Origin of the sequence: Rhodococcus sp. NPDC056743 (genome assembly GCF_042790355.1) — a bacterium.
Classification (GTDB): domain Bacteria; phylum Actinomycetota; class Actinomycetes; order Mycobacteriales; family Mycobacteriaceae; genus Rhodococcus_F.
In genome coordinates, this window is the sequence record NZ_JBHTZI010000001.1 from 661,334 (window position 1) to 682,967 (window position 21,634).

Consider the following 21,634-nt stretch of genomic DNA (forward strand, 5'->3'; position numbering starts at 1 on the left):
AGATTGACAAACAATTTTCCATTTCACCGCCGAATTTCGGTTTTGACGCTAATGTGCTGGGAAGACAATGTTCGCAAGTCTTCTTTTGAGGAGTTAAAATGGGGTCGCTGGCAAATATCCTCGGTTATGTCATGGAGAATGGCGAAACCGCAACTCAAGCACTGGTGAATGTGTTGTTAGGGTTGGATAACCTCGGTGCCAATTTGTTTGGATCGTTGAGTGACACCTTCGGTGGGGTCTCCGGATCGCTTGATGCAATCAGTTTCGCGCCCACCGTTGTCGCTCCGTAGTCTTGCAGCTCTGAGTTATCTGACCACCCCGTAACTGTGCGGATAGAAGGAGAACAAACATGATTGAAGGCTCCGTAATGGACGCTGCGGGTTCCGTCGGCACTATTATCGGCCAAGGATTAGGTAGTGTCAGCGAACTCGCTGTCAAAGGCCTGACCGCGCTTGCCGAACTCAGTGGCGGAACGCTCAAAGCTGCCAAGTAAGTCGAGAATTTCTTGATTGTGGGGTCCGCGTTCGAAATGCGTGGGCCCCACAATTCTATTCTCGAGTGCGCTATCCCAAAGGCATCAGCATCCAGGCTGCAAGATAAACCAAGGCTGCGGTTCCGCCAGTGCACACGGCGGCGATAACTGCCAGAACACGAACTAAATTGACGTCGACGTCGAAGTATTCTGCAATCCCGCCGCACACTCCGGCGAACATTTTGTTGTCGGTGGATCGGGTGAAGGGGCGTGGTGTGTTGCTCTCGAATGTCATGGTTCAAGTCTGGCCTGACCAGGCCACTTCGACCATCGGGAATCACCCCCATCTATCCCTGATCTTCGCCCGGCAGCGAACGCGCCCGTTCACCGGGGCGTCACCCAATGGTTGCTGAAGGTGGCTAGCCTGTCAGGAATGACCGAAACAGCAGAGCGCCGTCCCTTCCTCAGTGCCTTCGCCGACCTGTCGAGCGCGGTGGACCTGACAGACACGACGGCATTCACCGTCGACGACAGTGACGACGACGACCCCGTGTTGCTCACGGCACCAGAGGGTTTCGAGGTCGATACCTGGCGCGAGGGATACCCGTACCACTCCCGGATGTCACGCGAGGAATACGAGATCGCCAAGCGTCTCCTGCAGATCGAACTGCTGAAGCTGCAGAATTGGTCCAAGGAGACCGGTGCCCGCCACGCGATTGTGTTCGAAGGACGCGACGCCGCAGGCAAGGGCGGCACCATCAAGCGCTTCATGGAACACCTCAACCCTCGTGGCGCACGCGTCGTCGCTCTGGAAAAGCCGTCGGCGCGCGAGTCGACGCAGTGGTATTTCCAGCGCTATGTACAGCACCTCCCGGCGGCCGGTGAGCTCGTGATGTTCGATCGCTCCTGGTACAACCGGGCCGGAGTCGAGCGCGTCATGGGGTTTTGCACGGACGAGGAGCACGATCGTTTTCTGCGTCAGGTGCCGCTCTTCGAGCAGATGCTTGTCGACGACGGCATCAGCCTCATCAAGTTCTGGTTCTCGGTGTCGCCGCTCGAGCAGCGGACGAGGTTTGCGATTCGCCAGGTCGATCCCGTGCGCCAGTGGAAACTTTCCCCGATGGATATCGCGTCCCTGGACAAGTGGGATGCGTACACCGCGGCGAAGGAAGAGATGATCAGGTTCACCGATACGGCAACCGCTCCGTGGACCGTCATCAAGAGCAACGACAAGAAGCGCGCCCGGATCAACGCGATGCGACATGTGCTGAGCCAGTTCGACTACGACAACAAGGACCACGACATCGTCGGAACGCCTGACCCGCTGATTGTGGGCAGCCTGGAATAGCAAGACGGCTGACCGACGGCTCCGCGGTGGATAGTGTGAGACGCATGGAGACCGTGCCGATCCAACTTCCCGATGGAACCGTGACTCCGATCCGCCTGTTTCCGGGACCGGTCGACGACGCTCCCGTCGTCGTGATCTTTCCTGGTCTGGGCGTGCCGGCGGGGTTCTACGATCCGGTTGCCGAAGCGTTGGTTGCCGAGGGCTTCAACGCTGTGATCGGAGAATTGCGCGGTCAGGGTGACAGTCGGCCACGGCCGAGTGCGTCGTCGGCCTTCGGGTACCAGGAGTTGGTGTCGGTGGATTTCCCGGCCACGTTCGAAGTGGTGCGTGAAAGATTCCCGGCGAGTACACCATTCCTGCTCGGTCACAGTATGGGTGGCCAGTTGGGGACGATGTACGCGGCAAGGATTCGCGGACGCCTCGGCGGTTTGATCCTCGTGGCGTCCGGCTCGCCCTACCACCGGGGCTTCCCGGGAATCCGTGCTCCGGGGCTGTATCTGGGTTCGTCGGCGATGTCGGTGACGGCCAACATCGCCGGATTCTGGCCCGGCGATCGACTGAGTGTCGGTGGGTTCGGACGGCAATCGAAGGTGTTGATCACCGACTGGGCCAGATTTGCGCGTACCGGCACCATCGACCCCGTCGGCGCTGATATCGACTACGAGGAGCGGATCGCTCGACTGAACTTGCCGGTCCTGTCCGTCACCATCGACGGCGACGATCTCGCTCCGCGCCGATCCGCAAAGAACTTGGTGGACAAGCTCACCGGATCACAGGTCACGATGGTGCACGTCGACGAACCGCTCGGTCACAACGGCTGGATCAGGAAACCGGATGCTGTGACCAAGCGCGTCGTCGCGTGGCTACGCGACCGCTGACAACTCAGCTGAATTTCTGCCACAGGAACTCGTAGGTGAGCGCGGTCTTGTACGCCAACTGAGCATTGTCCGCAGCGCCGCCATGCCCACCTTCGATGTTCTCGAAGTACAGCACCGGCTTGCCCAGCTCCTCCAGCCGTGCGGCCATCTTGCGAGCGTGGGCGGGATGGACGCGGTCGTCACGCGTGGACGTCGCGATGAGGATCGGCGGGCACGACGCATCGGCGTCGATGTTCTGATACGGGCTGTACTCCGAGATGAAGGACCACTCGTCGGCGTTGTCCGGGTCGCCGTACTCCGCCATCCAGGATGCGCCGGCGAGGAGAAGATGGAACCGTCGCATGTCGAGGAGTGGAACCTGGCAAACTATGGCGCCGAACAGTTCTGGGTACTTCGTGAGCATGATGCCCATGAGGAGTCCGCCGTTGCTGCCACCTTGGGCGGCCAACAACTCGGGTGTGGTGATGCCGCGGTCGACCAGATCGCGGGCGACTGCCGCAAAATCCTCGTCCACCTTGTGGCGCCCGGACTTGAGAACCTGTGTGTGCCAGCCTGGTCCGTACTCGCCGCCGCCGCGGATGTTGGCCACGACGTACGTGCCACCGCGGGTGAGCCAGGCTCGCCCGATGGAACCGCTGTACGACGGCGTCAGCGAGACCTCGAATCCGCCGTAACCGTAGAGGAGGGTGGGTCCGGGTGTGCTGTCTTCGGTTCCGACCACGAAGTAGGGAACCTGGGTACCGTCGGACGAGGTTGCGAAGAACTGTTGCGTGACAATGTTTGTGGCATCAAAAAATGCGGGCGCGGCTTTGACGACCGTCGGTTCCGATTCCCCGATCACTCCGTGCAGCAGCGTGGCCGGTGAGGTGTATCCGCTGGCGTTGAGGAAGTACTCGTTGCCGGAATCGGGGTCGGTGTCCAGGATCTCGATGGTGGTGAGTTCTGGTAGCCCCTCGAAAGGCCGCTCGTCCCAGGCATTATCGGCGGGAGTCAGTATCCGCAGGGTGGTTCGGACGTCGGTCAGAACTACAAGAATCAGATGATCGCGGGTCCAACTGTAGTGGTCGAGCGACGAATGCTCGTCGGGCTCGAACAGAACCGTGAGGTTGCGAGTGCCGGCGAGGTAATCCTCGTACCGAGCAGCCAGCAAGGTGCCCGTCGCGTACTCGGCGCCCTCGACCGTCCACGGTGATTTGGTGCGAATCAGCAACCACTCGTGGTGAATCGAGATGCCGGCGTCTTCGGGTGTCTCGATCAGAACGAGTTCGTCGTCGAGCGTGAGCTGGAACCGTCGTGAATTGTAGAAATCGACGGAGCGGGTCACGAAATCACGTTCGAAGCCAGGCGTCGGATCATGTGATGCGGAGATCGCAACATCGGTGCTCTCGCCCTCGTAAAGCGTCTCGGCGCTGGAGAGGGGAGTGCCGCGCTTCCATCGCTGCGCCAGACGAGGGTAACCGGAATCGGTGAGTGATCCCGGCCCGGTATCGGTTCCGACATAGACGGTGTCGATGTCGATCCAGTCGATATCGGTCTTGGCCTCGGGAAGATAGAAACCCGAATACTCTCCGTCAGGCGAGAGGAATTGCCTTGTCTCGATGTCGAATTCGCGGACCACTGCGGCGTCCGCTCCGCCGCGCGACAAGCTGATCAAGGCGCGATTGCGGTGGGGGCGCAGCAACTGTGTGCCCTTCCAGACCCAGTTCTCGCCCTCGGATTCGGCCAGCGCGTCGAGGTCGACCAACACGTCCCACTCGGGGTTGTCGCTTTGATACTGTTCGAGCGTGGTTCGACGCCACAGCCCGCGAATGTTGGTGCCGTCGCGCCAGAAGTTGTACAGATACTCGCCGCGGCGACGCACGTACGGGATGCGGGCGTCGGTGTCGAGGACCTCGCGGACATCGGACTGCATCCGCTCGAAGCGCTCACCGGTTGCGAGTTGTGCTTCGGTGACAGCGTTGTGCGCACGCACCCAATCAAGAGCGGCCTCGCCCGTGACGTCTTCGAGCCAGAGGTACGGATCGTTGTCTGTCGGGGCGTGCTGATCGGATGTCATGGCTCCATTCTTACTGCTTCCCGCCGACAGCATTCGACCCCGCTCCCGAAAGCCGGTGGAAGCGGGGTCGAAAGTCGTGAACTCAGACGTTCAGCGAACGCGCGATCATCGGCCACGAGTTGTGGAGATCGTCCTGCCAGTAGCCCCACGAGTGGGTGCCGGTGGGCTTGAAGTCGAACTGCGCGGGGATCTGCAGCTCGTTCAGACGGTAGGCGAGGTTATGGGTGCAGTAGTTGACCGCTGCCTCGATGAGGCCGCCCACGATGATCTGGTTGGCAAGATTGGCGGGTTCGCCGTTCATCGCAGGGTTGGCGAGGGTGTCGTGCGGGCCGGGCAGACCCGAGCCGGTAGAAACGTACAGTTCAGTGCCGCGGAGCTTCTCGGCGTTGACAACCGGATCGTTGTCGATCCAACCCTGGCTACCGACCGGGCCCCACATGTTCGCGATATCGGCACCGCCACGGACGCCGGTGACCAACTGAATAGCACCCTGACCGACCGGGGTGCTGGTCTCGGCGCAACCGCTGTACGCGCCGACGCTCTTGTAGAGGCCGGGGGCTGCGATCGCGAGGTTGAGTACCGACGTGGCGGTCATGGAGATCGCGGAGATCGACTGCACCTTGTTGGTGTTGAATTCCTTGTCGATGACGGGCGGGAGTTCCTGCGTCAGGAACGTCTGCCACTTCTGACGACCGAGTTCGGGATCGTCGTTGACCCAGTCGGTGTAGTAGCTGAACGCGCCTTCGAGCGGCGTCACGACGTTGAGGTTCTTGTCCTGGAAGAAGTTCATCACGTCGGTCTTACGCTGCCACGTCGCGGAGTCTTCGCCGCCGCCGGCGCCGTTGAGGAGATAGAGCGTCGGGCGCGGTGCGCTGTTGTCCGCAGGGAGGATGACCTCGAGGGGAATGTTGCGGCCCATCGACGCCGAGTACACGGCGATCGTGGACTTGCGGCCGACGTCGCTACGACTCGCAAGGTACGAACCAGCGGCGCCGGACGTGGCTTGTGCCGTGGTGCCTGAGGAATCGCCGCCCGCTGAGGCGATGGCGGGACTGATCAGCATCGGAATCACGGACAGTGCTGCGACTGCAGCGACCAAACGTCCCCGCGTGAATGTACGAGCGCCCATACGAACTGAAACCTCCACTACGTGTAACCCGGTGTGTGACCTGGGTCGATGTCATTGGCCAGTAAACCAGAATTGCCATGGTCAGGAGAGCGTTTCGTGGTTCCAGCTTCCGTGCAGCACACAACCCCGCTCTCGAAGATTCGGAGAGCGGGGTTGTGCGGCGGAAAACCTGTTTATCTGTGGTGTCAGATGCCCATGGAGTTGGCGATCATCGGCCAGGAGTTGTGGAGATCGTCCTGCCAGTAGCCCCACGAGTGGGTGCCGGTGGGCTTGAAGTCGAACGTTGCCGGGATCTGCAGCTCGTTCAGACGGTACGCGAGGTTGTGGGTGCAGTAGTTGACTGCTGCCTCGATGACGCCGCCGACGATGATCTGGTTGGCGAGCACGCCGACCTGGCCGTCGACTGCCTCATTGGCGAGGGTGTCGTGCGGGCCGGGCAGACCGGATCCGGTGGAGATGTACAGGTCGGTGCCGCGGAGCTTCTCGGCGTTGACAACGGGGTCGTTGTCGATCCAGCCCTGGCCGTCGAGCGGGCCCCACATGTTGGTGACGTCTGCGTCGCCGCGCATGCCGACAACCAGTTCGATGGAGCTCTGGCCGACCGGAGTGCTGGTCTCGGCACAACCACTGAACGCGCCGACACTCTTGTAGAGGCCGGGGGCTGCGATCGCGAGGTTGAGCACCGAGGTAGCGGTCATGGAGATCGCGGAGATCGACTGCACCTTGTTGGTGTTGAATTCCTTGTCGATGACGGGCGGGAGTTCCTGCGTCAGGAACGTCTGCCACTTCTGAACACCGAGAGCCGGATCTTCGTTCACCCAGTCGGTGTAGTAGCTGAACGCGCCTTCGATCGGCGTGACGACATTGACGTTCTTCTCGTTGAAGAAGTCCATGACATCGGTCTGGCGCTGCCAGGTCGCACGGTCTTCGCCGCCGCCTGCGCCGTTGAGGAGGTAAAGCGTCGGGCGGGGTTCGCTGTTGTCTGCGGGGAGGATGACCTCGAGCGGAATGTCGCGGCCCATCGACGGCGAGTACACGGTGATCGTGGACTTGCGGCCGACGTCCTTGCGGCTCGTCAGTTTGGAATCCGTCGAGTACGCCGCCGGTGTGGTCTGAGTCGCAGCGGTGTCACCACCGGCAGAAGCCATGGCCGGACTGACAAGCATCGGCAGCACGGATACCGCTGCAATCGCGGCGATCACACGGCCGCGCTTGAATGTACGAGAACGCATAGGCTTAAGAACCCTCCACCTGAATTACCTTGTAGATCCGCCCCGGGTGGAACGATCCTTCGTCGACACTTCTCCGTATGGGTTATACATCCCGACGCATATAGAGCGTGCAAGTCTTGATCTTTCTACAGCATCATCGTGCTATTCGCCAGTGAACCGGAGATTTGCTGAACGATTGACCAGTTTCAAATCCGGCCCACTGTTTACCTATATGCTCAACGGGTGAACCGGACATATCCGATCTGGGAACAGCACTGCTGCCTGCCATTGCAGTCCAACGCCTCTATTGCGGAGCTATTGCGGTACCGGCGTCCTGAGGGCAGTTACGTTTCGGTCAATGTCGGTTATGCGCCTCACACACGCGCGGATTCGACCGCGCTGGTCAAGAGCTTTGCCTGGCAGGCGCGCGTCGAGTATCCGGACATCACACCCGTCTCGACGATCCTCGATGTTGCCGACGTCCAGCGATCCGGCGGAATCGCGCTGGCATTCGACCTCGAGGATTCCAACCCGCTGGACGGCGATCCTGACAACATCGCGTACTTCTACGATCTGGGTGTCCGGTCGATGTTGCCGACGTACAACCACGTCAACGCCGCCGGCTGTGGGTGCCTCGACGCCGTCGACACGGGCTTGACCGCGTACGGCCGCGAACTCGTTGCCGAGATGAACCGCGTCGGCATGATGGTGGACGGTTCGCACTGTTCGGTTCGGACCGGTCTGGACCTGGCCGCCGCCACGGCGCGACCCATGATCTACAGCCATTCGAATCTCCGCAGATTGTGGGAGCACCCCCGAAACATCACCGACGATCAGGCCAAGGCGTGTGCCGATACCGGGGGAGTTATCGGGATCAACGGCGTGGGGATCTTCCTCGGCGTCAACGGCCCGGACGACAACAAAGCCAGGCTCGAGGCAATGGCCGATCACATCGAGGAAGCCGTCGGACTCGTCGGCGTCGATCACGTCGGGATCGGATCGGACTATTCCTTCGACGCCGAGGACTTCCTCGACGAGATCGCCCATCACGCGGAATCGTTCTCCGAGGCGTACACCGCGTGGGGGCCGCTGCAGTGGGTTCCGCCGGAAGACACCCTCACCTTGGACGTCGTTCTGCGTCGGCGCGGTTTCGACGAGTCCTCGATCGAAGCGATCTACGGCGGAAATTTCACCCGAGTTGCCGCTGAAGTTTGGTCTACTGGCCGGTAAGGCGACCATCCGGGGACAGGAAAACGATGCAGGACTACCCTGTTACATCGTGACCTCACACTATGACGTCGTTGTCCTCGGAGCCGGCCCCGGTGGGTACGTCGCTGCTATCCGCGCGGCACAACTGGGCCTGAGCACTGCCATCATCGAGCAGAAGTACTGGGGCGGTGTGTGCCTGAACGTGGGCTGCATCCCGTCCAAGGCGCTTCTCCGCAATGCCGAACTCGCGCACATCTTTACAAAAGAAGCGAAGACGTTCGGCATGTCCGGAGACGTGTCCTTCGATTTCGGCTCCGCCTTCGATCGCAGCCGCAAGGTTGCCGACGGGCGAGTCAAGGGCATCCACTTCTTGATGAAGAAGAACAAGATCGCCGAATTCGACGGCAAAGGCACGTTCGCCGACGCCAACACCATCAACGTCGAGCTCAGCAAGGGAGGCACCGAGACGATCACGTTCGACAACGCGATCATCGCCACCGGTTCCTACACCAAGCTGCTGCCGGGCACCTCGCTGAGCGAGAACGTGGTGACCTACGAAGAGCAGATCCTCACCCGCGACCTGCCGGGCTCGATCCTCATCGTCGGCGCCGGCGCGATCGGCATGGAGTTCGGTTACGTCCTCAAGAACTACGGCGTCGACGTGACGATCGTGGAGTTCCTCGACCGGGCACTGCCCAACGAGGACGCCGACGTCTCGAAGGAAATCGCCAAGCAGTACAAGAAGCTCGGCGTCACCATCAAGACCGGCGCCGCTGTCCAGTCGATCAGCGACGACGGCAGCAAGGTCAGCGTCTCGATCAAGGACAACAAGTCCGGTGAGATCGAAACCGTGGTCGTGGACAAGGTTCTGCAGTCCGTCGGTTTCGCACCGCGCGTCGAGGGCTTCGGTCTCGAGAACACCGGTGTCGCGTTGACCGATCGCGGCGCCATCGCGATCGACGACTACATGCGCACCAACGTCGAGAACATCTTCGCCATCGGCGACGTGACCGCCAAGCTGCAGCTCGCCCACGTCGCAGAAGCGCAGGCCGTCGTCGCTGCCGAAACCATCGGTGGTGCGGACACGCAGACGCTCGGTGACTACCGGATGATGCCGCGGGCGACGTTCTGCCAGCCGCAGGTCGCGTCCTTCGGATTGACCGAAGAGCAGGCCAAGGCCGAGGGCTACGACATCAAGGTCGCGAACTTCCCGTTCGCTGCCAACGGCAAAGCCCACGGTCTCGGTGACCCGACAGGCTTCGTGAAGCTGATCGCCGACACCACGCACGGCGAACTGCTCGGTGGACACCTCATCGGACCGGACGTCTCGGAACTGCTGCCCGAGCTGACCCTGGCCCAGAAGTGGGACCTCACGGTCAACGAGTTGGCACGCAACGTCCACACGCACCCCACACTCAGTGAGGCGCTCCAGGAAGCGATCCACGGCCTCGCCGGCCACATGATCAACTTCTGACAGCACGGCCTTCGGCCCCGTGCGCCCTTCCGAGAAGGGTGCACGGGGTCTTTTTTGCCTAGTTGTGTTGCCAATGCGCCAGATCGCGACTTCGAGTCCAGGTCTGGGCTGGTGGAGCACTAGCGTTCCGGTACATGAAAACTCGTTTTGCACTGCTCGCGGCTGCCTTCGCGCTCGGTCTCACCGCTTGCGGAAGCTCTGCCGGCACCGAGTCGACCGTTTCGTCGACGGGATCCGCCGAAGCGGGGGCGTTTCCGGTGACAGTCGATCACGCCTACGGTTCGACCACGATCGACACCGAACCCATGCGGATCGTGACTATCGGGTGGAGCGGCCAAGATTCGGTGCTCGCGCTGAACAAAGTGCCCGTCGCGATGGAGAGCTTCTCGGGTGACGGTATCGAGAACAACATCTTGCCTTGGGACGCTTCACTGTTGAACGGTGCGACGCCGGTTCTGATGACCACCAACCCGGATGTGCCGTTCGAGCAGATCCTGGCGCTCGATCCGGACGTGATTCTGGCCGTGTATTCGGGGATCACCGCGGAGAAGTATCAGCGACTGCGTGACATCGCACCCACCGTCGCATTCCCCGATCAGCCTTGGGACACCGACTGGGACAAGCAGATGAGCATGATCGGGGCGGCGCTCGGCCAGCCGGCCCGCGCGCAGCAGCTGATCGACGACACCGGAGCATATTTCGAGCGGCAAGCTGCCGAGCATCCGCAGTTCGCGGGCAAGACCGCAACGTACGCGATGCGTACCGACGAGGGCCTGATCGTGTTCTGCAACACCGATCCCCGCATCCGTCTGCTGGGGCAGCTCGGACTGAAGACCTCTCCCGGGGTGGACGCGGTGTGCACGTCCGGCGACAGTTCGGTGTCCGTGGGAATGGAGTCCATCGAAACTCTCGACGCGGACGTCTTCATTCTCGTCGACGCCGACGGCACCAATCTCGACAAGCTGATGGCCTTCGGTCCGTTTGCCAACATGACTTCGGTGTCGAACGGCCGGATCGTGCGCCTCGTCGGAATGGATTACGCGATGGCAACATCCGCGCCGACGGTCTTGAGCGTCCCGTATGCGTTCGACGAGTTCATTGCTCAGCTTTCGGGGGCGCTCGACTGATTGCGGGTGTTACTGATTGCGGGCGTCGTAAGACGCTTGTGACTCGACGATTGTCGGCACCCTCGATTCGAGGAGCTCGATCAGTGCGGTGATCTTGCCCGCGACGTCGGCGCCGAGTTCGGTCAAACTGTATTCCACTTTGGGCGGGATGGTTTCGAGCACTTCACGGTGCACGAGGCCATCCCGCTCGAGTGCTTGCAGGGTCTGCGAGAGCATGCGCTCACTGACGCCGTCGACGCGTCGGCGCAGCGCGCTGAACCGGTACGGGCCTTCGTGTAGCGCTGCCAATGCCAGAGCGCCCCAGCGGCCGGTTGCGTTCTGGAGTGCTGCCCGGGAATTGCATCCGCGAGCGAACACATCGGCCTCGAGGGTGGGATCCTGATCTGTTTCGGCAGCACAGGAAGGGATATCGGTGCTGGTCATATGCCCAGGGTACTACTGAACATACCGATAGCGCTAACTCTTGTGGTTGCACTTACGAAAAATTAGTGCATGATGGTTGCAGAGCACGTTCACGCTTCAACCTAAACGGGAGTTCACATGAGCATCGCAGTCACCGGCGCAACGGGAAACCTCGGACACCTTGTTGTCGAGGCACTCATCACGCGGGGCACACCGGCGTCGGACATCGTCGCCGTGGTTCGTAATCCGGAGAAGGCTGCGGACCTCGCAGCCCGCGGCGTGGTGGTTCGCAAGGCGGACTACACCGATGTCGCCGCATTGGAAGCAGCCTTTGCCGGCGTCGACAAAGTGGTGCTGATCTCGGGCAGCGAAGTGGGCCAGCGGCTTGCCCAGCACACCAACATCATCAACGCAGCAAAGGCCGCAGGCGTCGGATTCATCGCGTACACAAGCATTTTGGACGCGCAGGACACTGTGATGAAGCTCGCTGCCGAGCACAAGGCAACCGAGGATGTACTGGCCGCGAGTGGCGTTCCGTTCGCACTGCTGCGTAACGGTTGGTACTGGGAGAACTTCCTCAACGACCTGGCCGGCGTTATCGAGCGCGGCGCAGTAGTCGGTGCGGGCGCGGACGGAAAGGTCGCCGGCGCAGCGCGGGCGGATTACGCGGATGCCGCAGCGGCAGTAGTCACGACGGACGGCCACGAAGGTGCGGTCTACGAATTGGGTGGCGACGAGCGCCTTACCTACGCTCAGTTCGCGGAGAAGGTCAGCGAGTTTGCCGGCAAGCCCGTCGCGTACCAGTTCGTGAGCGAGGACGCATACAAGGGGATTCTCGAGAGCGTCGGATTGCCCGCTCCGGTCGCGGAGATTCTTGCCGATTCCGATGCGGCAATCGCCACGGGAGCATTGGACACCGAGTCCGGTGACCTGCAGAAACTGATCGGCCGCAGCAGCACACCGGTGGCTGAGGTCTTGAAGCAGGCCTAACCTGCTGTGCGCCTTTATTAACCGCGGGCGGTTAATAAAGGCGCACAGGGGTTTAGCCCATATGTACCGCGCCTTCGGTGGGGAGATCACCCTTCTTGGCGCGAACCAGCACCACGACGACGGGTGCGATGATCGCCAACAGGATTGCGGCCCAACCGAATGCGGCGGAGTATCCCGAAACCTCGGCGCCGAAGAAGTAGTCGGTCATCGAGGCGATGAAGTCCTGCACCGGCTGGGGGAGCAGTGCCAATTGGTCCCCGGTCGGGACGGCCGCGTTCGACAAGTCGACAGGCATGCCTTCCGGGGGGATCGGCGCCGCGTTGTCTGCGGTGAATGCGGACTTGGCCGACGCGTAGATCGTGGTGAAGAGTGCGGTTCCCAGAGCGCCGCCGATCTGCAGGGTTGCGTTGACGAGGGCGCTGGCTGCGCCGGCGTCGTGGTCCGGAACACCGATCAGCGCGAGGTTCTGCATGGGCACCATCAGTAGGCCCAAACCGAAGCCGAAGATGGCAAGGCCCGGGAACACGTGGGTCCAGTACGAGCTGTGAACCTCGATCTGGGTGAGCAGAAGAAGTCCGACTGCGGCGACCAAGGGGCCGACAACCATGAGGGGCTTGGGGCCGATCTTGGTGGACAGCTGAGCAGCCGCGGTGGAAGCAAGCACGATGAAGAAGGCCATCGGCAGTGAACCGACGCCGGCCATGACGGGGCTGAATCCGAGCACGATCTGCAGGTAGAACGTCAGGTACAGGGTGCCGCCGAGAAGGGCTGCGCCGACGAGCATTGAGCCGATCAGTGCCGCGCCGCGGTCGCGATGCCACGGAACGCTCAGTGGCAGAAGCGGATTCTTGCTGCGGCTTTCGACGACCACGAACAGCGCGAGGAAAACCAAGCCGAGGGCGATGAACAGCAGGGTGTCGGTCTGACCCCAACCGTGTTCGGCGCGCGTGAATCCGTAGACCAGGGAGCCGAGTCCGAGTGCGATGAGGACGGCACCGGGCAGGTCGTAGCTCGTGTCGCCGTGTGCCTTGGTCTCCTTGACGATCGGGACGGCAGCAGCAATCGCGATGAGTGCGATCGGGATGTTCACGAGCAGGCACCAGCGCCAGTCGACGTACTGAGTCAGGACGCCGCCGAGCAGCAGGCCGATAGCTGCGCCACCGCCGGAAATCGCGCCGTAGACGGCAAAAGCCTTGGCGCGCTCCTTTTCTCCGATGAAGGTGGTGGTGAGCATCGACAGTGCGGCGGGTGCGAGAAGTGCCGCGAAGACACCCTGGCCGGCGCGGGCGATGAAGAGTTCGATACCGGACTGGGCGATGCCGCCGATGCCCGACGCCACGGCAAAGCCGGCCATGCCGACGATGAAGGAGCGCTTACGTCCCCAGTAGTCGGCGATGCGGCCACCGAGGAGAAGCAGTGCGCCGAATGCCAGCGCGTACGACGTGACAACCCAGGCGCGATCGAGGTCGCTGATGCCGAGTTCTTCCTGCGCGGCGGGCAGGGCGATGGAGACGATGGTGCCGTCGAGCACCACCATGAGTTGTGCAAACGCGACGATGCAGAGCACCAGCCAGCGTCGTTGATGATTCGGGTTCTCGGAGATCTCCGGAGACGGCGGCGTTGCGCCGCTTTCGACGTCAGTGGTGGTCATCGTTACAAGGTAAGTGAGCGCTTCTTCGAGAGTCAAACGAAATAGTTCGTTCGGTTACGATAATCACTATGGCTCCCACAGATGTGACCGCGACGAAGCAGCGAATCCTCGACGCTGCCCTGGAAGAGTTCGGCACCTTTGGGCTCGCCGGCGCACGAATCGATCGCATCGCGAAGAACGGTAACGCCAGCAAGGAACGGCTTTACGCGTACTTCGGGGACAAGGTAGCGCTCTTTCACGCAGTGCTCGACGCGGACTTCGTCGAAGCCATGGAATCCGTCGAATGGGTGGGCGGGGACGTACCGCAGCATGCTGTCGAATTGTTCGATGCCATGACCAGGAAGCCGCACATCCAGCGCATGATGATCTGGGGTCAACTGCAGGGTGAAGGACCTCGGATGCGCAAACAAGCAGAAGAGCATTCCAGTTGGCTCCCGCGGATCGCCGCGATTCGCAAAGCCCAGGACGACGGCATCATCGCCGCTCACTGGAATCCGGAAGACCTCATCACGCTGATCTTCGGCCTCGTGCTCGCCTGGGTAGTCGCGCCCGGCATCGCCGACAACCAGTCTGTGGACGCGCAGGAACTCGACCACCGTCGTGAAGTGGTGCGCGAAGCGATAATTCGTATCTGCAAGCCCTGAGAGCGGCTACGAAAAATCGCGTTCGACGCGCAACGTCCCGATCGTGGTGGCCAACCCGTCGTACTGGGTTACCAGCAAAGTGAATTCGATGAGCCGACGGTCGTCGAGGTGCTGGGACAACGTATTCCAGGTCGAGTCGGAGACGTCCTTGGTGGTGACCAACTCGTCGACCGCAGCCAAGATCGCCTGGTGGCGAGAACTCAACCCGGAAGCTGTGGGGCCCTCGATAATTCGGGCGAGGAGTTGTGCGTCGATTCCAGCCTTACGGCCGAGCCTGATGTGGTGATCCATTTCGTAGTCGCACTCGCGTAGATGCGCGACGCGCAGGATGATCAGTTCGGTGTCGTGGCGCGAGATTCTGCCGCCGGGCATCAAAGATCCGGAGTAGTGCAGCCAACCGCGGAAGAGTCCACCGGTGCGCCCCAAGGTACTGAAGAGGTGTGCGTCCGGTGCGCCGGCGGCTTTCGAGAGGACACGCCAGATTCCCCAGTTGATCGGGCCGAGTTCTTTCAACCGGCCAGGCTGGATGCGAGCGTTCATGACGCGAACTCCTTGGGTGTCGTGGGCTGGTACGACGCTAACACTGCCCGGAATCGAATCACGGCAACCAACGCGGCCAGTGCCGCGAGGGCGAGCATGGGCACGGACGGACCCAGGCTCGGTTCGAGGACGACAAGAAGTACGGGCAATCCGAAGCCGAGGTACGTTCCGACGTAGAAGATACCCGTCAATGTTCCGCGTGATGCCGGTGGCGCAAGGGTTTCGAGGTCCAGAAGACCGCTGCGCAGACACAAGCCGTATGCGGTTCCCAGGACGAGGGCGCAGACGACAAACAGGGCCAGTGGCGGGTGGGCTCCGCCGGCCGCGACGAGGCAGTATCCGAGCGCTGCCAACCCGGCACCTGCGCTTCCGGCTTGCCGGCCCCAATTGCGATGACGCGCAACGGTTTGAACGGTGATGCCCGCACCGAGTGTGATTGCCGCAGCAATTCCGGGGAGTAGTGGGCCGGAGTAGCGGTCGCCGAGGCGCGCGGACATCGTCACGAACGAGACTGTCGCACTGGCAAACACCCAGGGCGCCAGCGGCAGCGCCCAGATCAGAGCTGAGCGGACCGATCGTCGACCGTCGGCAGGCAACGGGAGCACTGCGGAAGCCGGAGAAGGTGTTCGGCTCCACATCGCTGCGGCGGCAACGGAACACCCGGACAGCAACGCCGAGACAACAAAGGGCGTGACCAAGGGAAAGGCTGCGAACTGGGCCATCAGGCCGGAGATCAAGGGGCCCAGGGCAAAACCGGCGGTGAGGACCACACCCGCCAGCACGGTTCCCGCTTTGCCGCGCAGATCAGCAGCCCAGGCCGTGCCCGCGCCGATTGCCAGACCGGCACCGATACCGACAACAAGACGACCCACCAGGAGGCCGGAAGTGTTGTGCCACAGCAGCAGAAAAACCGTGCCCAGCGCGGCGACAAGCGCTCCGGGCAGGACAACGCCCGCTCGGCCGACACGATCGGACAGCACGCCACCGGTCAACAGTCCGGGAAGTAGACCGAGTGCGTAGATGCCGAACACACCGTCGAGAACGGCGTGCGAGAGGCCCTCATGCTCCCGGAGTACCGGGATGAGGGAGGCAAAGTGGTTGGCGGCCCACCCCGTCGAGAGAAGTACGGCCAGTACCGAGATGAACCCGCGACGGGATGGATCGCCCATGCCCGCAGCTTAGGCGGGCACCAGGTTGCTGACGTCGGCGAGTAGTTCGAAGGTGCGCAGCCACGCGGCGCGGTTGGTGCCGGTGGAGACGGTGATCAGCTCGTCGGCCTGCGCGTGCTCGGTGAATTCGTCCAGGTACGCGCGGACTTCGGCGGGAGTGCCGACTGCGCTGTACCTGGCCATTTGGAGAACCTGCTGACCGGCGGGGGAGTCGAGCAGCATGTCGGCCTCGTCGTCGGTAAACGTGCGACCGCGGCCGAGAAGCAGACTGACACGATTGCGCTTGGATTCGAGGAATTCCTGCTGAGCCTGCTCGGTGGTATCGGCGGCGATCACATTGACGCCCGCGATCACGTACGGCTCGGCCAACTGCTCCGACGGCTTGAATTCACGACGGTAGATGGTCACGGCGTCGCGAAGCGCGTTGGGCGCAAAATGTGACGCAAACGCGTAGGGGAGGCCGAGCATGGCGGCCAGTTTTGCACCGAACAGCGACGAACCGAGGATGTAGAGGGGGACGTGGGTGCCCTTACCGGGCACCGCACTGATGCCGGGAATACGCGATGTGTCGCCGAGATATCCCTGAAGTTCGAGGACGTCCTGCGGGAAGCTGTCGGACGAACTGGGGTCGCGGCGCAGGGCCTGCATCGTCTTCTGATCGCTGCCGGGAGCGCGGCCGAGACCAAGATCTATGCGGCCGGGGTGCAGTGTCTCGAGCGTGCCGAACTGTTCGGCGATGGTGAGCGGCGCGTGGTTGGGGAGCATGATGCCACCGGCGCCAAGCCGGATTTTGGTGGTGTGAGCTGCAACGTGGCCGATCAGGACACTGGTCGCGGACGACGCGATGGAGCCCATGTTGTGGTGCTCTGCGTACCAGATTCGCTGGTAGCCCCACTCCTCGGCTCGCTGCGCCAGCGTCACACTGGCGTCGAAGCTGTCTTTGGCGGTCTCGTTCTGGCCGATGTGCGCAAGATCGAGGATGGAGAGTGGAACCGACATGAAGTGGGCACCTTTCAGGCGGGCAGAAAACTGTTGTTGTGAGGTGCAACCGCCTGGAGTGCATTCCTATTTCCGCTACCCACAAAATCAGTATCGAACCGCGTTCGCCAGGGCCGCCAACGACAGTGCCTGGCGTGCGTGCTCGACCACCACGAGCCGCCCGTCGTCGATGTGCGCCCGCAATGACTCGAACGCTTGCGGCAGCTTGTTGTCGAGGACGAGTTCAGCGATCGCGATGTGCTCGTCGACCGTAGCCGCGATTCCGGCCGGCGTCGGATGGTCGAACATCCGTACCGGCCGGATTTTGGCATTGACGGTTGCCAAGGCCTCGGTTAGAGCGGGATTTCCAGCCGAGACGAGCAGTGCCGTGTGAAACTCCTCGTCGAGGGTGACGAAGCTGGAATCCGGTTCAGGTGAATGCGTGCGCAACGCATACCACTTGTCGAGTTCGGCTCCCAGAACATCAGCGTTGTGCCGGGCGCACTCGGTGTCGAGGACGCGGCGAATTCCCTGTAGTTCGAGCAGTATTCGCAGTTCGTATAATCCGTTGAGGTCTTCCAGGCGCGGCCGGTAGGGGTACAGCCCGTGCTCACCTCGTTGAACCAAACCGTCAGATTGCAACCGGGCCAGAGCTTCTCGCACCGGGGTCCTCGAAACACCGTAGATCTGCGCGAGCCGCTCCTCACTCAGTCGTTCTGTCGGCGTGATTTTCCCGGTCATCAGATCGTCCCGGATCGACTGATACACCTGATCCCGCAGAGACCCGGTCGAGTGTTCGACGGGGGACATCTCAGATGGCCATCGCTCGGCGGACGGCGTCAGTGGAGGTGGTGCCTCCCTCTCCGATCGACGTCACATGACCGGCCGCGAGAACGCTGTAATGCTGCGCCGACTGGAGTGCAAAGCCGATGTGCTGTTCGACCAGGAGAACTCCGAGATCGCCGCGGTTGGTGAGATCGATGATGGTGCGTTCGATTTCGGCCACGACGTTGGGCTGGATGCCTTCGGTGGGTTCGTCGAGGATCAGAATCTTCGGTTCGGTGATGAGGGCGCGGGCGATGGCGAGCTGTTGCCTTTGACCACCCGACAGCAAGCCTGCTCGTCGATCGAGGAGCGTGGTCAGTGCGGGAAACATATCCAATGCTTCTGCGATCAATGCCTTTCCACGCTTGCGGCCGTCCGCGACAACCTGAAGATTCTCGGCGGTGGTGAGTTGGCCGAACGATTGTTGTCCTTGGGGGACGTAGGCGAGTCCCCGCGCGACGCGGGCGCTCGGCCGCAGTGTCGTGATGTCCTCGCCGTTCAGGAGAATTGTTCCACCGGTCGGTTTGATCAACCCGACAGCGGCTCGGAGCAATGTCGTCTTCCCGGCACCGTTGTGGCCCATGACGGCGGCGACACCGTTACCCGGAACGGTGAGGGAGATTCCGTGGATGACTTCGGTGCGTCCGTATCCGGCGCGGACGTCCTTGATTTCGAGCATGATTCACTCCTCGCCGTGTGGCACGGCCGCAGCCGTGCCGAGGTAGACCTCTTGGACTTTGGGATCGGCCTGAACCTGCGCGACAGTTCCTTCGGCAAGCACCTTGCCGGCCGCGAGGACGGTGACCGAGGTGGCAAATGCTCGCATGAAGTCCATGTCGTGCTCGACGACGACAACGGTGCGCGCGCCACCGATCCGACGCAGGAGGTTGCCGGTTTCCTCGCGTTCTTCCAGGCTCATTCCTGCGACCGGTTCGTCGAGCAGAAGTACCGAACAGTTCTGCACCAGAAGCATTCCGATTTCGAGCCACTGTTTCTGTCCGTGCGCGAGGATCCCGGCGGGCGTGTCGCGTAGCGCTTCGAGTCCGGTGGTTTCGAGGGCTTCTTCGATCTCCGGGAGGACGGTTTTGCGGGTGCGTAACAACTCCCAGGGGGAGCGACCGGCACCGGCGGCGATGTCCAGGTTTTGCAGGACGGAGAGTTCCTCGAAGACGCTGGCCGTCTGGAAGGTACGGCCGACCCCGAGACGGGCGATCTTGTGAACCTTCTTGCCCAGCAATTGTTCACCGGACTTGGTGATCGAACCCGTCGCCGGTACCAGCCCGGTGATGGCGTCGACAAGCGTGGTTTTGCCGGCGCCGTTGGGTCCGATCAGAAAGCGGAGGTCACCCTGCATCAGGGTCAGGTTCACGCTGTCGACGGCCTTGAATCCGTCGAAGCTGACGCTCAGATCCCGCACTTCCAGGTATTCGGATGACATACCGGCGTTGCCGCCCAGTACGGGGCTCGGCGCGCTTGTGTCAGTTGTACCGGTGTTGGTCATACGGACACCTCCACAGATTCCGGTTCGCTGATTTTCGGGGTTTCGGGAGCGGACTTGTCGCGCTTGCGACGGTGACGCAGGAGCGCAAAGAGTCCGGCGACTCCGGCGGGGAAGAACCCGACCACGACGATGAACATCAGGCCCTGGGCGTAGATCCAGCCGGACGGCAATTTCTCCGAGAAGGCCGACTGTGCCCAGGCAACACCGATGGCACCGAGTACGGGGCCGAGAAGTGTTGCGCGGCCGCCGATCGCCACACCGATGAGGAAGGCGATGGAGGGAACGATTCCGACGTCGGCGGGGGAGATGATGCCGACGATGGGCACGAACAACGCTCCGGCGATACCGGCCAGGAAGGCAGCGGTGACATAGGCGACCAATTTGATATTGGCGGGGTCGTACCCGAGGAAGCGCACGCGCTCTTCCTGATCCCGTACTGCGACAAGCAGTTCACCGTAGCGGGAGTTCATCAGTTGCCGGATCAAGGCGACGGAGGCGAGTAGGACTCCCGAGGCGATGAAGAACAGCATCTGCTTGTTGGCGGGGTCGTTGAGATTGAAGCCGAAGAACGTGCGGAAGCGGTTGAGTCCGTTGCTGCCGCCGATGGTCTGTTGACCGATCAGCAGGATCGCGAAGGCCGCGGCGAGAGCCTGCGAGAGGATCGCGAAGTACGCACCCTTGACGCGTCGTTTGAAAACACCGAGTCCGAGGAGAAACGCAACCGTCGCGGGGAGGAACAGGACCGCGAAGATGGCCACGAACGGGGAGGCAAACGGCTGCCAGTAGCCCGGTAGTTCGGTCTTGCCGGCGATTGCCATGAAATCGGGTACGGCGTCGCCCTTGAGTTCGGCGTCGGCGATCTTGAGGTGCATAGCCATGACGTAGGCGCCGATACCGAAGAACACACCTTGGCCGAGGGTGAGCATTCCGCCTCGGCCCCAGGCAAGTCCGATGCCGACTGCGACGATCGCGAAGCACAGGAACTTCCCCAGCAGGGAGAGCCGGAAGTCGGAGAGTACGGCGGGGGCAACACCGAACAGGATGATCGCGGCGATGGCGAATCCGCCCCAGACCCGGATGCGGGGATTGGTCAGGACGCTCATACGAGGCTCCTTGTCTTGACTGCAAACAGTCCCTGGGGACGCACCTGGAGGAAGACGACGATGATGACGAACAAGATGACCTTGGCAATCGAGGCGGTGGTGGAGTACTCGATGAAGGAGTTCAGGATGCCGAGTGCAAATGCGGCGATCACCGCGCCCTTCATCTGTCCGAGTCCGCCGACGACCACCACGAGGAATGCGTCGATCAGATACGACTGCCCGATGGTCGGACTGGTGGAACCGATCAAGGTCAACGCGACACCGGCCACACCGGCAAGACCGGATCCGAGGAAGAAGGTAGTGATATCGGTACGGCGGGAGGATATTCCGCTGGTCTCCGCCAAATCCCGGTTCTGGACAACGGCGCGGATGCGCCTACCCATCGACGATTGCTTCAGCGCCAGCGACAGTGCGATCACTGCAGCGATCGCCAGCACCAGAATGAAGATGCGGGTTTTCGGAACTACGGCGCCGAGAATGTCGACTCCACCCGAAAGCCAGGACGGGGCGGTGGTGTTGACGGCGGGTGCGCCGAAGATGTCGCGCGCCAACTGCTGAAGGATCAGTCCGACGCCGAACGTCACCAGCAACGTGTCGAGGGGGCGGTGGTACATCCGTGACACCAGAAGCACTTCCAGCGCCACGCCCATCAATCCGCCGACGACGAAACCGACCAGTAGAGAGATGATCAACGAACCGGTTGCATTGGAAATTACTTGCTGCACAACGTAGGCCGTGTACGAGCCGGCCATGATGAACTCGCCGTGGGCCATGTTGATGACACCCATTTGGCCGAACGTGAGCGAAAGTCCCAATGCAGCCAACAACAGAATCGAGCCGATGCTCAAACCTGTGAACAGCTGTCCGATCACAACATCCATGACAGACGTTCCACCTCTCTACCAGTCGGTTTCATTGCGGTCGGAT

23 protein-coding genes are annotated in these 21,634 nt (G+C 61.9%); 9 read left to right on the forward strand and 14 right to left on the reverse strand.

Features of this window, described 5'->3' with window-relative positions; translation table 11 throughout:
* Positions 1 to 98 precede the first annotated feature (98 nt).
* Both ACFRFQ_RS02890 and ACFRFQ_RS02895 read left to right on the forward strand, forming a co-directional pair.
* On the forward strand, positions 99 to 290 hold the full coding sequence (locus ACFRFQ_RS02890) for a hypothetical protein (protein WP_378652838.1): 192 nt from the start codon (positions 99 to 101) through the stop codon (positions 288 to 290).
* 59 nt (positions 291 to 349) lie between these two features.
* Positions 350 to 493, forward strand: coding sequence for a hypothetical protein (locus ACFRFQ_RS02895; protein ID WP_378652841.1), 144 nt, complete (start codon positions 350 to 352; stop codon positions 491 to 493).
* A 70-nt stretch (positions 494 to 563) separates the two neighbouring features.
* On the opposite strand, the gene ACFRFQ_RS02900 is transcribed toward ACFRFQ_RS02895, so the two are convergent.
* Positions 564 to 767 carry a PspC domain-containing protein gene (locus tag ACFRFQ_RS02900; protein WP_378652844.1) on the reverse strand — a complete coding sequence of 68 codons (204 nt, stop codon included), beginning with the start codon at positions 765 to 767 and terminating at the stop codon, positions 564 to 566.
* A gap of 138 nt (positions 768 to 905) precedes the next feature.
* Here ACFRFQ_RS02900 and ppk2 point away from each other — a divergent pair, with 138 nt between their 5' ends.
* Both ppk2 and ACFRFQ_RS02910 read left to right on the forward strand, forming a co-directional pair.
* Positions 906 to 1,820, forward strand: coding sequence for a polyphosphate kinase 2 (ppk2, locus tag ACFRFQ_RS02905; RefSeq protein WP_378652847.1), 915 nt, complete (start codon positions 906 to 908; stop codon positions 1,818 to 1,820).
* 44 nt (positions 1,821 to 1,864) lie between these two features.
* Positions 1,865 to 2,698: an alpha/beta fold hydrolase gene (locus ACFRFQ_RS02910; RefSeq protein ID WP_378652850.1), complete on the forward strand. Its 834-nt coding sequence runs from the start codon at positions 1,865 to 1,867 to the stop codon at positions 2,696 to 2,698.
* 4 nt (positions 2,699 to 2,702) lie between these two features.
* Here ACFRFQ_RS02910 and ACFRFQ_RS02915 read toward each other — a convergent pair whose 3' ends face one another.
* The 3 genes from ACFRFQ_RS02915 to ACFRFQ_RS02925 form a co-directional block, all read right to left on the reverse strand.
* A complete protein-coding gene (locus ACFRFQ_RS02915) occupies positions 2,703 to 4,754 on the reverse strand; it encodes a prolyl oligopeptidase family protein (RefSeq protein ID WP_378652852.1) in 2,052 nt (683 codons plus the stop codon).
* A gap of 82 nt (positions 4,755 to 4,836) precedes the next feature.
* Complete coding sequence (locus tag ACFRFQ_RS02920; RefSeq protein WP_138869845.1) at positions 4,837 to 5,883, reverse strand: alpha/beta hydrolase family protein; 1,047 nt, start codon at positions 5,881 to 5,883, stop codon at positions 4,837 to 4,839.
* Positions 5,884 to 6,068: 185 nt separating this feature from the next.
* A complete protein-coding gene (locus ACFRFQ_RS02925) occupies positions 6,069 to 7,115 on the reverse strand; it encodes an alpha/beta hydrolase (RefSeq protein ID WP_378652855.1) in 1,047 nt (348 codons plus the stop codon).
* Between the two features lie 222 nt (positions 7,116 to 7,337).
* On the opposite strand from ACFRFQ_RS02925, the gene ACFRFQ_RS02930 reads away from it, so the two are divergent.
* From ACFRFQ_RS02930 to ACFRFQ_RS02940, 3 genes are all read left to right on the forward strand, one after another.
* Positions 7,338 to 8,324, forward strand: coding sequence for a dipeptidase (locus ACFRFQ_RS02930; RefSeq protein WP_378652857.1), 987 nt, complete (start codon positions 7,338 to 7,340; stop codon positions 8,322 to 8,324).
* A 49-nt stretch (positions 8,325 to 8,373) separates the two neighbouring features.
* Positions 8,374 to 9,777 (forward strand): dihydrolipoyl dehydrogenase, encoded by a 1,404-nt coding sequence (gene lpdA / locus ACFRFQ_RS02935; RefSeq protein ID WP_033235567.1) that lies wholly within the window; start codon positions 8,374 to 8,376, stop codon positions 9,775 to 9,777.
* 134 nt (positions 9,778 to 9,911) lie between these two features.
* Positions 9,912 to 10,904 (forward strand): iron-siderophore ABC transporter substrate-binding protein, encoded by a 993-nt coding sequence (locus ACFRFQ_RS02940; RefSeq protein WP_378652861.1) that lies wholly within the window; start codon positions 9,912 to 9,914, stop codon positions 10,902 to 10,904.
* A gap of 9 nt (positions 10,905 to 10,913) precedes the next feature.
* Here the strand turns inward: ACFRFQ_RS02940 and ACFRFQ_RS02945 are convergent, their stop codons facing one another.
* Positions 10,914 to 11,327: a winged helix-turn-helix transcriptional regulator gene (locus tag ACFRFQ_RS02945; RefSeq protein WP_378652864.1), complete on the reverse strand. Its 414-nt coding sequence runs from the start codon at positions 11,325 to 11,327 to the stop codon at positions 10,914 to 10,916.
* Positions 11,328 to 11,444: 117 nt separating this feature from the next.
* On the opposite strand from ACFRFQ_RS02945, the gene ACFRFQ_RS02950 reads away from it, so the two are divergent.
* Positions 11,445 to 12,296 (forward strand): SDR family oxidoreductase, encoded by an 852-nt coding sequence (locus tag ACFRFQ_RS02950; RefSeq protein WP_378652867.1) that lies wholly within the window; start codon positions 11,445 to 11,447, stop codon positions 12,294 to 12,296.
* A 52-nt stretch (positions 12,297 to 12,348) separates the two neighbouring features.
* Here the strand turns inward: ACFRFQ_RS02950 and ACFRFQ_RS02955 are convergent, their stop codons facing one another.
* Positions 12,349 to 13,947: an MFS transporter gene (locus ACFRFQ_RS02955; RefSeq protein WP_378652869.1), complete on the reverse strand. Its 1,599-nt coding sequence runs from the start codon at positions 13,945 to 13,947 to the stop codon at positions 12,349 to 12,351.
* A 68-nt stretch (positions 13,948 to 14,015) separates the two neighbouring features.
* Here ACFRFQ_RS02955 and ACFRFQ_RS02960 point away from each other — a divergent pair, with 68 nt between their 5' ends.
* Positions 14,016 to 14,591 (forward strand): TetR family transcriptional regulator, encoded by a 576-nt coding sequence (locus ACFRFQ_RS02960; protein WP_378652872.1) that lies wholly within the window; start codon positions 14,016 to 14,018, stop codon positions 14,589 to 14,591.
* Between the two features lie 6 nt (positions 14,592 to 14,597).
* Here the strand turns inward: ACFRFQ_RS02960 and ACFRFQ_RS02965 are convergent, their stop codons facing one another.
* The 8 genes from ACFRFQ_RS02965 to urtB form a co-directional block, all read right to left on the reverse strand.
* Positions 14,598 to 15,131, reverse strand: coding sequence for a carboxymuconolactone decarboxylase family protein (locus ACFRFQ_RS02965; protein WP_378652875.1), 534 nt, complete (start codon positions 15,129 to 15,131; stop codon positions 14,598 to 14,600).
* Positions 15,128 to 16,300, reverse strand: a complete 1,173-nt coding sequence (locus ACFRFQ_RS02970) for an MFS transporter (RefSeq protein ID WP_378652878.1) — start codon at positions 16,298 to 16,300, stop codon at positions 15,128 to 15,130. Before ACFRFQ_RS02970 ends, ACFRFQ_RS02965 begins: the two co-directional genes overlap by 4 nt.
* A gap of 9 nt (positions 16,301 to 16,309) precedes the next feature.
* Complete coding sequence (locus tag ACFRFQ_RS02975) at positions 16,310 to 17,299, reverse strand: LLM class flavin-dependent oxidoreductase (protein WP_378652881.1); 990 nt, start codon at positions 17,297 to 17,299, stop codon at positions 16,310 to 16,312.
* 87 nt (positions 17,300 to 17,386) lie between these two features.
* Entirely contained in the window at positions 17,387 to 18,088 is a 702-nt protein-coding gene (locus tag ACFRFQ_RS02980) for a GntR family transcriptional regulator (RefSeq protein WP_378652884.1), read from the reverse strand.
* Between the two features lies 1 nt (position 18,089).
* The gene (urtE, locus tag ACFRFQ_RS02985) at positions 18,090 to 18,782 is read right to left on the reverse strand and encodes an urea ABC transporter ATP-binding subunit UrtE (protein WP_378652887.1); all 693 of its coding nucleotides are present in this window, start codon (positions 18,780 to 18,782) and stop codon (positions 18,090 to 18,092) included.
* A 3-nt stretch (positions 18,783 to 18,785) separates the two neighbouring features.
* Complete coding sequence (gene urtD / locus ACFRFQ_RS02990) at positions 18,786 to 19,604, reverse strand: urea ABC transporter ATP-binding protein UrtD (protein WP_378652889.1); 819 nt, start codon at positions 19,602 to 19,604, stop codon at positions 18,786 to 18,788.
* Positions 19,601 to 20,707: an urea ABC transporter permease subunit UrtC gene (urtC, locus tag ACFRFQ_RS02995; RefSeq protein WP_378652892.1), complete on the reverse strand. Its 1,107-nt coding sequence runs from the start codon at positions 20,705 to 20,707 to the stop codon at positions 19,601 to 19,603. Before urtC ends, urtD begins: the two co-directional genes overlap by 4 nt.
* Positions 20,704 to 21,588 (reverse strand): urea ABC transporter permease subunit UrtB, encoded by an 885-nt coding sequence (gene urtB / locus ACFRFQ_RS03000; RefSeq protein ID WP_138869829.1) that lies wholly within the window; start codon positions 21,586 to 21,588, stop codon positions 20,704 to 20,706. The genes urtC and urtB overlap by 4 nt, the downstream gene beginning before the upstream one ends.
* Positions 21,589 to 21,634 lie beyond the last annotated feature (46 nt).

Excerpts from the sequence above, each read along its gene's own strand:
- ACFRFQ_RS02890 (WP_378652838.1), top strand. The coding sequence starts at position 99 with ATGGGGTCGCTGGCAAATATCCTCGGTTATGTCATGGAGAATGGCGAA.
- ACFRFQ_RS02895 (WP_378652841.1), top strand. The coding sequence starts at position 350 with ATGATTGAAGGCTCCGTAATGGACGCTGCGGGTTCCGTCGGCACTATT.
- ACFRFQ_RS02900 (WP_378652844.1), bottom strand. The coding sequence starts at position 767 with ATGACATTCGAGAGCAACACACCACGCCCCTTCACCCGATCCACCGAC.
- ppk2 (WP_378652847.1), top strand. The coding sequence starts at position 906 with ATGACCGAAACAGCAGAGCGCCGTCCCTTCCTCAGTGCCTTCGCCGAC.
- ACFRFQ_RS02910 (WP_378652850.1), top strand. The coding sequence starts at position 1,865 with ATGGAGACCGTGCCGATCCAACTTCCCGATGGAACCGTGACTCCGATC.
- ACFRFQ_RS02915 (WP_378652852.1), bottom strand. The coding sequence starts at position 4,754 with ATGACATCCGATCAGCACGCCCCGACAGACAACGATCCGTACCTCTGG.
- ACFRFQ_RS02920 (WP_138869845.1), bottom strand. The coding sequence starts at position 5,883 with ATGGGCGCTCGTACATTCACGCGGGGACGTTTGGTCGCTGCAGTCGCA.
- ACFRFQ_RS02925 (WP_378652855.1), bottom strand. The coding sequence starts at position 7,115 with ATGCGTTCTCGTACATTCAAGCGCGGCCGTGTGATCGCCGCGATTGCA.
- ACFRFQ_RS02940 (WP_378652861.1), top strand. The coding sequence starts at position 9,912 with ATGAAAACTCGTTTTGCACTGCTCGCGGCTGCCTTCGCGCTCGGTCTC.
- ACFRFQ_RS02945 (WP_378652864.1), bottom strand. The coding sequence starts at position 11,327 with ATGACCAGCACCGATATCCCTTCCTGTGCTGCCGAAACAGATCAGGAT.
- ACFRFQ_RS02950 (WP_378652867.1), top strand. The coding sequence starts at position 11,445 with ATGAGCATCGCAGTCACCGGCGCAACGGGAAACCTCGGACACCTTGTT.
- ACFRFQ_RS02955 (WP_378652869.1), bottom strand. The coding sequence starts at position 13,947 with ATGACCACCACTGACGTCGAAAGCGGCGCAACGCCGCCGTCTCCGGAG.
- ACFRFQ_RS02960 (WP_378652872.1), top strand. The coding sequence starts at position 14,016 with ATGGCTCCCACAGATGTGACCGCGACGAAGCAGCGAATCCTCGACGCT.
- ACFRFQ_RS02965 (WP_378652875.1), bottom strand. The coding sequence starts at position 15,131 with ATGAACGCTCGCATCCAGCCTGGCCGGTTGAAAGAACTCGGCCCGATC.
- ACFRFQ_RS02970 (WP_378652878.1), bottom strand. The coding sequence starts at position 16,300 with ATGGGCGATCCATCCCGTCGCGGGTTCATCTCGGTACTGGCCGTACTT.
- ACFRFQ_RS02975 (WP_378652881.1), bottom strand. The coding sequence starts at position 17,299 with ATGTCGGTTCCACTCTCCATCCTCGATCTTGCGCACATCGGCCAGAAC.
- ACFRFQ_RS02980 (WP_378652884.1), bottom strand. The coding sequence starts at position 18,088 with ATGTCCCCCGTCGAACACTCGACCGGGTCTCTGCGGGATCAGGTGTAT.
- urtE (WP_378652887.1), bottom strand. The coding sequence starts at position 18,782 with ATGCTCGAAATCAAGGACGTCCGCGCCGGATACGGACGCACCGAAGTC.
- urtD (WP_378652889.1), bottom strand. The coding sequence starts at position 19,604 with ATGACCAACACCGGTACAACTGACACAAGCGCGCCGAGCCCCGTACTG.
- urtC (WP_378652892.1), bottom strand. The coding sequence starts at position 20,707 with ATGAGCGTCCTGACCAATCCCCGCATCCGGGTCTGGGGCGGATTCGCC.
- urtB (WP_138869829.1), bottom strand. The coding sequence starts at position 21,588 with ATGGATGTTGTGATCGGACAGCTGTTCACAGGTTTGAGCATCGGCTCG.